Source organism: Celerinatantimonas marina (genome assembly GCF_046054165.1).
GTDB lineage: Bacteria > Pseudomonadota > Gammaproteobacteria > Enterobacterales > Celerinatantimonadaceae > Celerinatantimonas.
In genome coordinates, this window is the sequence record NZ_JBFNXK010000002.1 from 274,638 (window position 1) to 287,753 (window position 13,116).

A 13,116-nucleotide genomic window follows, 5' to 3' on the forward strand; every position below is an offset into this window, starting at 1 on the left:
AATTAAGCCTGATCTAAGCGTCCGACCAATGACAGCTCAAAGTTCGCACCCATATATTTAAAGTGCGGACGAACCGCTAATGACACCTGATACCAGCCAGGATTTCCCTCAACGTTCATCACTTCAATACGTGCGGCACGTAGTGGGCGACGACTGCGGACATCTGCGGGTGGATTTTCCTGATCGGCAACATACTGTTTGATCCAACTGTTCAGTTCCCGTTCCAGATCTTGACGTTCTTTCCAAGAACCGATCTGCTCCCGTTGCAGGACTTTAATGTAGTGAGCCAGACGGTTAATAATCATCATATAAGGGAGCTGAGTACTCAGTTTATAGTTGGTTTCAGCTTCCTGGCCTTCTTTCGTTTTCGGAAAGACTTTCGGTTTCTGAATCGAGTTGGCCGAGAAGAAGGCGGCATTATCACTGCCTTTACGCATAGTTAAGGCAATGAACCCTTCATCGGCCAGTTCAAATTCCTTACGGTCGGTAATCAATACTTCCGTTGGAATTTTAGCCTGCAACTCACCCATCGCTTCAAACAGGTGCACGGGTAGATCTTCTACAGCGCCCCCACTTTGTGGACCGATAATATTCGGACACCAGCGATATTTTGCAAAGCTGTCACTAAGACGGCTAGCCAATGCAAATGCGGTATTTCCCCACAAATAGCTCTCGTGAGTACCTGCCACATTTTCCTCATAGTTGAATGAGCTGATCGGATTTTCAACCGGATCATAAGGGGTACGTAATAGAAATCGAGGGGCTGTCAAACCGATATAACGAGCGTCTTCCGACTCGCGCAATGAACGCCATTTGGTATATTTAGGGCTTTCGAAAGTCGCTTTCAAATCTTTAATGTTCGGCAGATCTTCGAAGCTATCAACGCCAAAGAATTCAGGTCCGACCGAAGATAGAAAAGGCGCATGTGCCATCGCCCCAACAGCACCGACATACTGAAGTAATTTCATATCGGGTGATGCTGGTGTGAATGAGTAGTTCCCAACAATCGCGCCAATAGGTTCCCCACCGAACTGCCCATATCCAGATGAGTAAATATGTTTATAAAAACCGGACTGACTGGTTTCCGGAGCAAATTCAAAATCATCTAACAGTTCATCTTTGGTGGCGTGTAACAGTTCGATTTTAATATTTTCACGAAAATCAGTACGGTCCACGAGCAGTTTAAGGCCCCGCCACGATGACTCGAGCTGTTGAACTTTCTGATCATGAAGGATTTCATCCATCTGCGAACTGATTTTCTTATCCAGCTCGACGATCATTTTATCCACCAGAGCCTTATTAACAGGCTCCTGAGTTTGACCATTATCTAATAACTGACTAATAAACGCGGCAACCCCTTTTTTAGCAACATCGTATCCTTCATCGCTGGGTGCCATCCGGGTTTGAGCCATCACTTCATCAAGTAGCCCGAGTTCACCGGTGGATTGCGTCTGCGCAACCTGCTCTTGAGTTGACATTATCGTGTCCTTCCTAAGTCTTCAGTTAATTTGAGTTATTCGGCTGGGGTTGAATCGCCACCGACCAGTTCCAGTTCGGCGAGAAGTTTGTCGCGTGATTCATCCGATTCTAAAAGTTCCTGCAACTGACGCCGAAACGCAGGAATATTGCCAAGAGGGCCTTTTAAAGCGACTAATGCTTCGCGCAACTCAATCAATTTTTTAAGTTCAGGGACTTGATTAGCAATGGAATCCGGTGAGAAATCTTTCATAGATTTAAATGAAATATTAACCGAAAGATCTTGATCGTCTTCATCCACTAGGCGGTTAGGAACTGAAGTGGTCACGGATAGCTCGCTATCACGCATCACCGCTTCAAAGTTATTTTTATCGATAGAAATCGCAGTGCGTTCTTCAATCGGAGTTTCTTCAGAATGACCTTTAAAATCTCCTACAACTAAAGTTTTTAAAGGTAATTCAACTTCTGTTTGAGCATCGCCAACAGCAGGAACGTATTTAATATTGATGCGTTCCTTCGGTGCAACACTTCCTTCTTTAGACATAATTATCCCCGTGGTTCAACTGATTAACTCAATATTTAAACAACTGAAATGACTCAATCATTGTGATTTATTAAATTTATCATTTAGCTATAAAAAGGTCGCAAGAACTTCCTTCGAAAATATAAACTTCAAAGAAAACATATATGTATAAATAATAATTTATACTCAGGAGTCCCCCCTGAATATAAATTATTATTCAAATCAGTAATATCAGATACAATACAAACCTAGTTACACGAAATATCAACAGCACTGAATGAAATATGCTTTAATTTTTATTGACCATTTAATAATTTGAGAATTCTATTCTAATCAAACATGATATTCAACAGCAAATAGCTATCTATTTTGATCACAAAAATCATTTCTTAAAACAGAAAATCCAAATGTAATTCAAAATATACAGCTAGAAACAAAACTATTAATAATCGATTTTATAGGACTGCGTCAACTATAAAAATTTTCCAAAACAGCTCATGGATGAACTCTTATTGACAATAAAAAAATTAGGTTGTCTGCTCATTTTTTTGATAAGATTATGTTTTACATGATTTTTTAATACTTTTCCAAACAATAGTACTTTTTAATTAGTCCCTTTGTGTGAGATATCTCTTACAAAAAAAGAATCAAATATCCTAACCCTTCTTAAATAAGTTATTGTAAACAACATCCTATATCTGAGTATGTCACGACTTACAAGTGTGATTAATTTTTATACAATCCCAAAGCAAAACATGGCTCCGTTGATGTGTGTATTTTTTAACCACACTTTCAGCAGTCAAAAAATCACCTTTTCAATCCACAAATGCGGCTCATTGGCTCACAGATGAGGGGCCTAATCGCCGAAATCAGGATAAAATGAAAGGATGGAACCGATTCTAAATCAACTATTAATGAAGTTTGAGAGCTATAAATATCAAGTTATATAACTATATATCTGAACGATCTTATATATATAAACATGATAAATAGATTATTAAATAATAGACATCTCAATTATTTAATATAATTTATTCGATATTATATCAATTATATATAAATTCAGAATTAAATAAAAAAACACATAAAATTATATTAATTAATGTTCATCTCTATACAGTTAAAACGCTCACGAGCCCCATGACACCTATGCTGACCACCAAGAGTGCATCATGCATATTTCTGATGCCTATAGTTCACTAGAAGCGGCTAATTGATACTGTTCATTGAATGAGATATGGGATATAAGTTAATTAATGCCATATCTCTTTTAGACGATTACAAATATAGCGAGTCCATCGAAATGGAAGATTATAGATTTATATTGAATCCCATCAAGATAGATTGATATTAAACAATAGACCCCATAGATCACCTGTCATCCATTGAAACAGACGTTCTCTGCAACACGTTACACGAACAGGAAACAAAGTAAGGTTCCCAAAGCGGGTCTCTATTCTTCCCACAGGACACATCATAGCAGCGAACAAGCAAGCTAATCTCAATGGATGTAGCTCGTTCATCGTTAAAGCGGTTCAATACAACATATTTGCGCAAGGTGTAGCCTGTGACGTTTCATGAGTGAAGTGAAGCCACAAGGTAACCTCTAACGGGCAGGCATAAAAAAGTCGCAACAATATGTTGCGACTGTAGTCTCTTGGGGGAAGAAACTTAAAAACTAAGCGAGTACGCTACGAACAAAGTCAGTTAATGCAGCATCCTGACTGTTTTCCAGAAAACAACTCTGAAAACGTTCACCACCAACAGCTGTTTTGACTAATTCAGGATCCAACGCTTTTAATCCTTCCAAATAATCTTTAGCCACAGCGTCTTTAACACCATTTAGAATGGCGGCATTCTGAACCTGTGAAGCCTGACGTTCTGGTGGATAACCTAATCCTGTTTCACCCGTAAAGGCTTTTTCAAAAATATAACGAAGGTTCAGCTCAGCTCCCCAGCCAAAACCTTTAGCAAATGGAATCGCCAGTGCATTCCCATTATTGATTTGTGCAAACAGATAGGCATCAGCCGGATCAATACAATAACCGCATACCACCCCTGGATAGGCGTTTAACGACATTAGCGCACCCTGACCAGTTCCACATCCGGCAATCACAAAATCAACGGCTTTTGAATTCAATAGCAGGCTGGCAATGATCCCTAAATGGATATAGGTCAATCGATGATCATTATCCCCATTCATCCCTACATTAAAAACCTGATGTCCCTGTTCATCGGCAACAGCCTGTAATTCATTAAGAATAATAGGGTTTTTAGCCGCCTGGCTGAATTCATTCATCAATGCAATTTTCATCTTGAACTCCCTGTTGAGTCATGATTTAAATACTTAAAACAATGTTTCATTTAAAATACCACGATGATTCAAATATAGAAACTGGTTTCTGTATTTCAACTGAAATCAGTGATCCACCTCACTATTTTAGTCACTACTCAACAAATTAAAGATCCATATTTCCCGCGATACACGCAAGAGACACCACACAAGAAAGTATATGTGGGATGATGCTCTCCGTGATTTCAACCCCACCTTGATAAGAGACCGATCTATCGGTTACAGATCCCCTTCACGGCTTTTCCTCTGCGAATATGTAAGATTTAGCAGACTGCAATAAACATTTAAGAAACATTGGTCCACTGTTACAATCGTTAATTAGGGACAGTTACCCCTGTCTTTTTATGGTTTTTTGGAGATATTCATGCCGGGTTTTACCTCAACACCTCATGCGCTGTACCAGCAGGTCAAATTACATGTAAAAAAACATATTAATTCAGGCGAATGGACTCCCGGCACCATGATCCCCTCAGAACACCAATTGGTTGACCAACTGAAAGTATCCAGAATGACTGTCAACCGGGCACTACGTGAACTTGCTCAAGAAGGAATTATCAAACGAGTGGCGGGTGTCGGAACGTTTGTTGCCGATAAAAAACCTCAATCGAGTCTGTTGATGATTGCCAATATTGGCGATGAAATTCATCAACGCGGCCATCAATATCGATGTGAGCAGCTCTATTTACAGAGGGAATCAGCCTCACTCCCTATTGCAGCCGCTTTAGGGATCCCGACTGGTCAATCGGTTTACCATGTGATCTGTATTCACTATGAAGAAGAACTCCCGGTGCAACTCGAAGATCGCTATGTCAATCCCATAATGGTTCCCAATTTCATCAATCAGCAGTTTAATGCCCAGCAAACACCTTCTCGGTATCTGCTCAACCAGCTGCCTGTCGAAGAGATGGAACATATCGTTGATGCCACTCTCGCTGACGAACACCAAGCTGAGCAACTCCAGATCACCCATCAGGAACCCTGTCTGATATTAATGCGCCGGACCTGGGCTCATGAAAACATTGTCACATATGTACAGTTTTTGCACCCGTCATCACGCTATCGATTGGGCGGTCGCATGAAAGTGACCCCGGAACATGCGGCTGGCTAATTCAGCGCGTTTGGAAACACATAAGTTGCAGCTCAGCCAATGACAACTCTTTGCCAAAATGTTGCGCAATATGATGCCGGTTGAAAGAATCTTTCTGAAACTGCGAAAATGCTCCGGCGACTCCATATTCGGCTAAAACATCCCGACAATCTGGATAATTCATCCTATCACCTCATCTAAACCGGAATGGCCTTGTTGCCAAGGCGACGAGGACAAGGCCTGCTTTAACAAGGTTAAAAAACCGGAAATACGCGCCGATCGTTCTTGTTCAGAACCACTGACTAACGCCACTATGTTGGCATCCGGCAACTGATAATCTGGTAATAATCGAACCAGTTCTCCGCTGTCGAGTTGCGGCTGCACATCCCACTGCGAACGCATGATGATCCCCAGCCCAGCCATTGCCCATGCTTTAATAACCCGACCTTCATTCGTGGCCAGATGCGGATTTATCCGAAGGGTATGCCGCTTTCCAACATGGTCCATAAACGACCATACTGTGACATCTTCGTTATTTTCCCGAAGCGCGATACATTGGTGATGATGCAAATCCTCTGGAGTTTGGGGCATTGGATGTTGCTCTAAATAAGATGGTGCCGCACAGATAAATCGCTGATTGGGGGCTAACGTAATCATTCGTAAAGATGAATCATGAAGTTGCCCGATATAGATAATGACATCCCATTTCTGATGGCTAGTCCATTGCGGCGTGTCAGAGAGTTCCAGTTCAACATCAAGCTGCGAATGAGTTTGGCTATATTGGCCCAAAAGCGGCGCAATATAATCATTACCAAATCCTAAAGGCGCTAATACCCGGAGCTTGCCACTCACCCGCTCCCGGCGCTGGTCTAATTTATCTTGTAACGCCCCCAGTTCCCATAAAATAGCCGCCCCACCATCGACTAATAATCGCCCTTCTTCTGTTAGACTCACTCGACGAGAAGGCCGCTGTAACAGCTGGATCGAGAGTTTATGCTCAATATACTGGATCCGCTGCGTCACCGAAGGTGGGGTAATATTCAATGTTCGAGCAGCCTCGGCTAACGTTCGATGCTGAGCAATTGTCGCAATAAAACGCAGATCATCGGAGCTAATCATTAATAAAAAACCTAATCATTAAATTATATTTAATTAATATAAATGAAAACTAATTGCATCGATACTCTGTTAAAACGTCCCTTGATAAAAGAACAGGATAAACGATGCGTGACCAACCATTGCCACCTCAATTAGCAAAGATCTACCAGCGTCTAACCACCCCTTATCTGCTGATCGACAAATCGATCTTAGCGCGTAATCTCCACCGACTCCGGCATAAAATTGAAGCGGCCGGTTGCCGACTACGCCCTCACTTTAAAACCCTCAAAAGTTTATCCGCAGCCCCTTATCTACTGCCGCGACTAGACGCCCCCATCACCGTTTCAACCTTAGCAGAAGCCGAAGCATTAGCCGGACAGGGATACACCAACATGATTTACGCCGTTGGCATCGTGGGGGAGAAGCTACTCCGAGTCCAACAGCTATTACAGCAAGGCGTAACTCTCCACGTTTTACTGGATAGCCCGGAGCAAGCCGCGATGGTCAATCAATTCTGCGATATACAACATTGCCAAATCAGTGCGCTAATTGAGATTGACTGTGATGGTCACCGTGCAGGATTATCGTTAGATGATCCGCGCTTACTCCAAATAGCTCGATCCCTGCATCACGGAAATGCCGTACTTGCAGGGATACTAATCCATGCCGGAGAGTCTTATCACTGCCGTGATCCACAGGCCTTACATCAAGCCGCTGCTCATGAGGTTGCCGTCGCCAATCAAGCCAAACAGTTCTTATTAGTCCATCAGCTTCCTTGTGATATCGTCAGTATCGGTTCAACTCCCACGGCCTGTAGCTATTCTGATCTTACTGGGATTAGCGAAGTGCGCGCCGGCGTTTATAGTCTGTTTGATCTGGTCATGACCCAAGTGGGAGTCTGCACTTTAGAAGATATTGCCGCACGGGTCGTCACGACCATCATTGGCCATCATAAAAACAAAGGATGCCTATGGATCGATGCGGGGTGGATGGCGCTCAGTGCCGATAGTGAACCCAACCCATGGCGTAACGGAGAGTTATATGGCCGGGTCATCAGCCCCGACGGCTCATTATCAGAGAACTTGTGGGTGACAGGAGCCAATCAGGAACACGGCATGATCACCGCCCTCGATGGCGCACCAATCCGCTTTGAGGACTATCCCATTGGCTGTCGGCTGCAGATCTTGCCCCACCACGCCTGCGCCACGACGGCGATGCATTCTCACTATTATTTGTTTGATCGCCCGACGGACCACCATGAAATCTGGTCACGGATCCAGGGCTGGTGAACCCAATTTACGACATCATTCATAAAGCGATGCAGCCGCTTCCAGATAAGCTTTGAGCATCTGCATGATTACGGCTGATACCGGGGCAGCCAATGCTTCACGATACGTAAAAGGTGGCTGCTCATCCATATAAATAGCCTGCGCCATCTCTAATTGAATGGCGTGCAACTGCTGCTCCGGACGCCCAAAATGGCGAGTAATAAATCCTCCTTTGAAGCGGCCGTTGTGTACCCAACTATAGTCCGAATCTTCACAAACCTGACTAAGAGACTGCACCAACGCCGGATCACAACTCATCCCCTGATTACTCCCAAGGTTCAGATCCGGCAATCGTCCTGCAAAAAGATAAGGAATTTCAGAGGCAATCGAGTGGGCATCAAACAATAACGCATAACCAAAGTGGGCTTTGATCCGAGCCAGTTCATCTTCAATCTGCTGATAATAAGGCTGCCAGATCGATTCGATGGCCCACTGATGTTGCGGCTCACTTACCGGTGAATGCCACATCGGCTCCCCACTAAATAAGGTCTGACTAAATAATCCGGTCGTAGCACCTTGATAGAGAGGTGCATTATCTTGCGGACGATTCAAATCGATCACATACCGCGAATAGTTAGCCCGGATCAAGCTAGGTTGAAACTGTGCTGCCTGCTGATATAAACGAGGCAAATGCCAGTCAGTATCCGGTAATAAGCGGGCCGCATCGGTTAATTTGGTAGCCACTTCATCGGTCAGTTCAGTCCCGACATGTGGCATGCTAATCAATAGCGGGCTTTGTCCCTGACTAAATTCAAAAGCATCAAGCATGACTCACTCCTTAAATACTGACGGCAGGCAAACAACCTACGCCCCACGAATTAGACCTTTAACCCTAAACCAATTTATCTTTCTTGTATATACAGCAGGCCTTTTCAGTCATTCCCAAAATCTGGATGTCGATCACGAATAATCCCCTGTGTACTGAACCATTTGCGGGTTTACAGCGCCATCCAAGTTACTGTATATGTATATACAGCAGATTCAATGAGAGATCCTTATGACGCAATTCTATGCTCCAATCGCCCGTCTCCCCAGTGGCTGGCAACCGCATGTAGCCATTGATGTTGATCATGCCGGCACCATCACGCGGGTTCGTCCACATGCCGATCAAGCGACTGCCGATCAGATCCTACAAGGACCGATTCTCCCCGGGCTAGCCAATGCGCACTCTCATGCTTTCCAACGCGCGATGGCCGGACTGGCTGAACACCGCTTAAATCCAACTGACAGTTTCTGGAGTTGGCGGGAACAGATGTACCGAATTGCGCTACAAATCTCACCGGACCAGTTATACGATATTGCACTCTATCTTTATATCGAACTGCTTGAAGGCGGATTCACCTCCATCGCCGAGTTTCACTACTTGCACCATCAGCTCAGTGGAGTCCCTTACACCAACCCGGCCCAGATGTACGCCGCGATAAGTCAAGCCGCCGCTGATGCCGGGATCGCACTAACTCTATTGCCAACGCTTTATAGTTATAGCGATTTTGCACAGCAACCCGCATCCGAGCAACAACGTCGCTTTATCCAGCAAACCGATCAGTATCTACGGCAGTTAGCCGATGGACAGGCCATCATTGAGCATCAGCCCCAGCAACGCCTTGGCGGTTGTTTTCATTCACTACGCGCCTGCAGCATCGAACAGATCCAAGACGTCATCACCGAACTCCCCAGTGACTGGCCACTTCACATCCATATCAGCGAACAGCAGCGGGAAGTCCAGCAATGTCAGGCCGTCCACGGAACGACTCCGGTTCGCTGGCTCAACCAGCATATACCGTTGGATCCACGTTGGACGCTGATCCATGCTACCCATATCGATTCGGAAGAAAGGTCACTGATCGCCCAAAGTGGAGCGGTTGCCGGGATCTGCCCAACCACAGAGGCCAGCCTCGGTGATGGTATATTTGCCACGCAAAGTTATCTGCAACAGGGAGGGCAACTCGCCATCGGTACCGATAGTCATGTTGGAACCACCGCAACCGAAGAACTACGCTGGCTGGAATATGCCCAGCGCTTAAGCCTCCAGCAACGTAACTGTCTGGCCGGAACAGAAACGACTAGTACCGGCGATCATCTGTTAAATCGGGTTTATGAAGGCGGGGCTCGCGCCCTGGGTCAAAAAATTGGGAAATTAGCCGTTGGATTTCGAGCCGACTGGCTTGAATTAGACACCCAAAATCCTTGGTTCAATACTGCTGATAGCTCGCATCTCACCGACACCTGGATATTTGCGACCCAATCGCCCTTGATCAAGAACGTCATGGTCGCTGGCGCGTGGAAAATTCGAAACTTCGAACATCCTCGCCGAGAACAGGCCCGGATACAACTGGAAAAAACACTACATCAGTTGCGTCAACGTCAAGCGTAAATTTCCAGCTCGTCAGCCGTCATTCGAGCACGATCTGAGTTTCCAAAACGAGGGCGTGCTCAAGTGACATGGCAAACAGATAAACCGCTTAAGCCACTTGATCCCCCCCTCAAATTCAGCTCACTATGAAATAGCGCACGAGCATGGAGGCACTCATCACCACAACCAGCCAACGCAGATAATTGGGATTAATCCGAAACAGGATCCGGCTTCCTAAACAGGCACCGATCATCTGTCCTAACAGCATCACTCCGGCAGCTAACCATAAGATATGACCTGAAATCAGATAAATCACCAGTGAAGCAACATTAGAGGCACAGTTTAAAACTTTAGCCCGCGCCGTAGCATCCACCATCGACTGCCCTAATAGCGATACCCCGGCCAATGCAAAAAAAGAACCCGTAGCCGGTCCAAAAAAACCATCATAAGCACCGATCAGCGGTACCGCGAAACGCCGGTATATCCACGTTGAATTTTCCTTCAGTGGACGATTTTCAACCGGCCTCGGTGCAAATAGAAAATAAGTGACGATCACACATAGGACAACCGGAACAATCCAGCTGAGCCACTGTGTATGGATCTGCTGAACGAGTAATGTACCGATCACCGCTCCCACCAAGGACCCCAACATGAGCCCTCGAACCTGATGCCACCGAACGCGACCTTTACGAAACATAATCCAAGACGCGGTTGCCGTACCGACGCTTCCCTGAAATTTATTCGTTCCCAATGCCCATAGCGGCGGAACGCCACACATCATCAGCGCCGGAATCGTTAGCAATCCCCCTCCGCCAGCCAGCGTGTCGATCGTTCCGGCCACCACCGCGATTAAAAACAAAAACGCAATGCCCTGCCACGTTAAAGAACCTACTAACGGATCCATAACAACATCCATGATTCACATCCTATGACCTAAATTTAATCCGCTTATAAAAAGAAATTATTAATTATTTTTAAATAGTTATATCAACTGCAATGAGGGCAAAAAATCAGTACGGCATCATGGCAATGACCGATCCGTAGCTGTTTTATCCGTAAAGAAAATGTTTTTATATGATAAATCATCTAGTTAATTTCTAACATTAATAAAATAAATCCTCAATTCAGTGTCATAAAAAAGATTCAAAAAGACTTGAAAACCATCGAGACCACCTCTATATATCAGTATTCTATTGAGAAAACCGATTAATCTAATCGCGAATAAGCAGTTCTCAATAAGTTGAAATTTTGTTAAATTGGGTTCCGTTTCACGAGGAGCCTCTGGACTCATTTTCATCATCACGCATGCTGACAGGTCGATCATCTTACAGGACCCTTTCATTATTAGTACGGTATCGGTTCACTCGGCGTATGGGTCAACGGGAATAATATATGAATAAATTAGATAATAACTGCATTGCTATTTTTGGGGCATCAGGCGATTTAACGCAGCGGAAGTTAATTCCGGCGCTTTATCATCTGTATATCACCGAGCAATTATCGGACTCGTTTTCTATTCTCGGAATTAGTCGCACCGAATATAGCGATACCGACTATCAAGCTAAGATCAAATCCGCCCTCAAAGACAGTGAAAAACTAGAAGACTCGGAACAGCTCGACACCTTCTGCTCCCACATTCACTATCAGCCACTCAACACCGCTGATGCAGAGAACTACGGCCAACTTAAAACGCGGTTGGCTCAGTTAGGTGAGCAATATCAAACCGGGGGCAACATCATCTTCTATTTGTCTACCCCACCGAGTCTTTATGGTGTCATTCCTGAATGTTTAGCCGCACACGGCTTAAACTCGGAAGAAGATGGCTGGAAACGACTTATCGTCGAAAAACCATTTGGTTACGATAAAGCATCCGCTCTGGCTTTAGATGATCAGCTCCACCGTTTCTTCCAGGAAGAGCAAATTTATCGTATCGACCATTATTTAGGCAAAGAAACCGTGCAGAATCTACTGGTATTTCGATTCTCAAACGGTTTATTTGAACCACTTTGGAACCGTAACTACATCGATCATGTTGAAATTACCGCCGCAGAAGCACTCGGCGTGGAAGGTCGTGGAGGTTATTATGACGGTGCCGGAGCGATGCGCGACATGTTCCAAAACCACCTATTACAAGTGCTAGGGATGGTGACAATGGAACCCCCAGCATTGATCAATGCGAATTCAATCCGCAATGAAACCGTCAAAGTGTTCCAGAGTCTACACCCACTCGATGAACGAGCCTTAAATGAAGACCTCATTTTAGGTCAGTATACTTCCTCTAAAGTTCGAGGGGATGAACTACCAGGCTATCGTGAAGAGAAAGGAGTAGCCGAAGATTCTCGAACAGAAACTTATGTCGGATTGAAACTATTCATCGATAACTGGCGCTGGAATGGGGTTCCATTCTATGTCCGTACCGGTAAACGTCTGCCGACTCGCGTCACTGAAGTTGTAATTCACTTTAAGAAAACGCCTCATCCGGTCTTTGGTCAAAACACTCCCGAAAATAAACTGGTAATTCGTATCCAACCAGACGAAGGCATTTTGATGAAGTTCGGTCTGAAACAACCCGGTGCGGGCTTCCACTCTCAAGAAGTCTCCATGGATTTCCGCTATGACAGTTTAGACGGCGCTCAGGTTTTGACAGCTTACGAACGATTACTTCTAGATGCCATTAAAGGTGATCCCACCTTATTTGCCCGAAGTGACGCCGTGCTGGCTTGTTGGGATTTCGTACAACCTATTTTAGATTTTAGCCGAAATAACCCAACACTTTACGGGTATGCTTGTGGAACCTGGGGACCGAAAGAAGCCGACGAATTACTCAGTCGGGATGGCCGTGAATGGCGATTTCCCTGCAAAAATTTAACTGATACAGAATATTGCGAGCTTTAAATC

11 protein-coding genes are annotated in these 13,116 nt (G+C 44.8%); 4 read left to right on the forward strand and 7 right to left on the reverse strand.

From position 1 onward, the window contains the following. Nucleotides 1–2: 2 nt before the first annotated feature. The 3 genes from tssC to ABUE20_RS03625 form a co-directional block, all read right to left on the reverse strand. Nucleotides 3–1,478, reverse strand: a complete 1,476-nt coding sequence (gene tssC / locus ABUE20_RS03615) for a type VI secretion system contractile sheath large subunit (RefSeq protein ID WP_408618473.1) — start codon at nt 1,476–1,478, stop codon at nt 3–5. Between the two features lie 35 nt (nt 1,479–1,513). Next, nucleotides 1,514–2,020, reverse strand: coding sequence for a type VI secretion system contractile sheath small subunit (gene tssB, locus ABUE20_RS03620; RefSeq protein WP_408618474.1), 507 nt, complete (start codon nt 2,018–2,020; stop codon nt 1,514–1,516). Nucleotides 2,021–3,677: 1,657 nt separating this feature from the next. After that, nucleotides 3,678–4,313, reverse strand: a complete 636-nt coding sequence (locus tag ABUE20_RS03625; RefSeq protein ID WP_408618475.1) for an RpiB/LacA/LacB family sugar-phosphate isomerase — start codon at nt 4,311–4,313, stop codon at nt 3,678–3,680. A 403-nt stretch (nt 4,314–4,716) separates the two neighbouring features. Between ABUE20_RS03625 and hutC the strand changes: the two genes are divergently transcribed. Further along, nucleotides 4,717–5,460, forward strand: a complete 744-nt coding sequence (hutC, locus tag ABUE20_RS03630) for a histidine utilization transcriptional repressor HutC (RefSeq protein ID WP_408618476.1) — start codon at nt 4,717–4,719, stop codon at nt 5,458–5,460. Nucleotide 5,461: 1 nt separating this feature from the next. Here the strand turns inward: hutC and ABUE20_RS03635 are convergent, their stop codons facing one another. Together ABUE20_RS03635 and ABUE20_RS03640 are read right to left on the reverse strand one after the other, a co-directional pair. Next, nucleotides 5,462–5,623, reverse strand: coding sequence for a hypothetical protein (locus ABUE20_RS03635; RefSeq protein WP_408618477.1), 162 nt, complete (start codon nt 5,621–5,623; stop codon nt 5,462–5,464). Next, nucleotides 5,620–6,558, reverse strand: a complete 939-nt coding sequence (locus tag ABUE20_RS03640; RefSeq protein ID WP_408618478.1) for a LysR family transcriptional regulator — start codon at nt 6,556–6,558, stop codon at nt 5,620–5,622. Before ABUE20_RS03640 ends, ABUE20_RS03635 begins: the two co-directional genes overlap by 4 nt. Nucleotides 6,559–6,662: 104 nt before the next feature. Here ABUE20_RS03640 and ABUE20_RS03645 point away from each other — a divergent pair, with 104 nt between their 5' ends. Continuing rightward, nucleotides 6,663–7,826, forward strand: coding sequence for an alanine racemase (locus ABUE20_RS03645; protein ID WP_408618479.1), 1,164 nt, complete (start codon nt 6,663–6,665; stop codon nt 7,824–7,826). A gap of 15 nt (nt 7,827–7,841) precedes the next feature. On the opposite strand, the gene hutG is transcribed toward ABUE20_RS03645, so the two are convergent. Then, nucleotides 7,842–8,633 (reverse strand): N-formylglutamate deformylase, encoded by a 792-nt coding sequence (gene hutG / locus ABUE20_RS03650; protein WP_408618480.1) that lies wholly within the window; start codon nt 8,631–8,633, stop codon nt 7,842–7,844. 229 nt (nt 8,634–8,862) lie between these two features. On the opposite strand from hutG, the gene hutF reads away from it, so the two are divergent. After that, on the forward strand, nt 8,863–10,239 hold the full coding sequence (hutF, locus tag ABUE20_RS03655; protein WP_408618481.1) for a formimidoylglutamate deiminase: 1,377 nt from the start codon (nt 8,863–8,865) through the stop codon (nt 10,237–10,239). Between the two features lie 115 nt (nt 10,240–10,354). Here the strand turns inward: hutF and ABUE20_RS03660 are convergent, their stop codons facing one another. Then, entirely contained in the window at nt 10,355–11,122 is a 768-nt protein-coding gene (locus ABUE20_RS03660) for a TSUP family transporter (RefSeq protein ID WP_408618482.1), read from the reverse strand. Between the two features lie 488 nt (nt 11,123–11,610). Between ABUE20_RS03660 and zwf the strand changes: the two genes are divergently transcribed. Next, nucleotides 11,611–13,113, forward strand: a complete 1,503-nt coding sequence (gene zwf, locus ABUE20_RS03665; RefSeq protein ID WP_408618483.1) for a glucose-6-phosphate dehydrogenase — start codon at nt 11,611–11,613, stop codon at nt 13,111–13,113. Nucleotides 13,114–13,116: the final 3 nt, after the last annotated feature.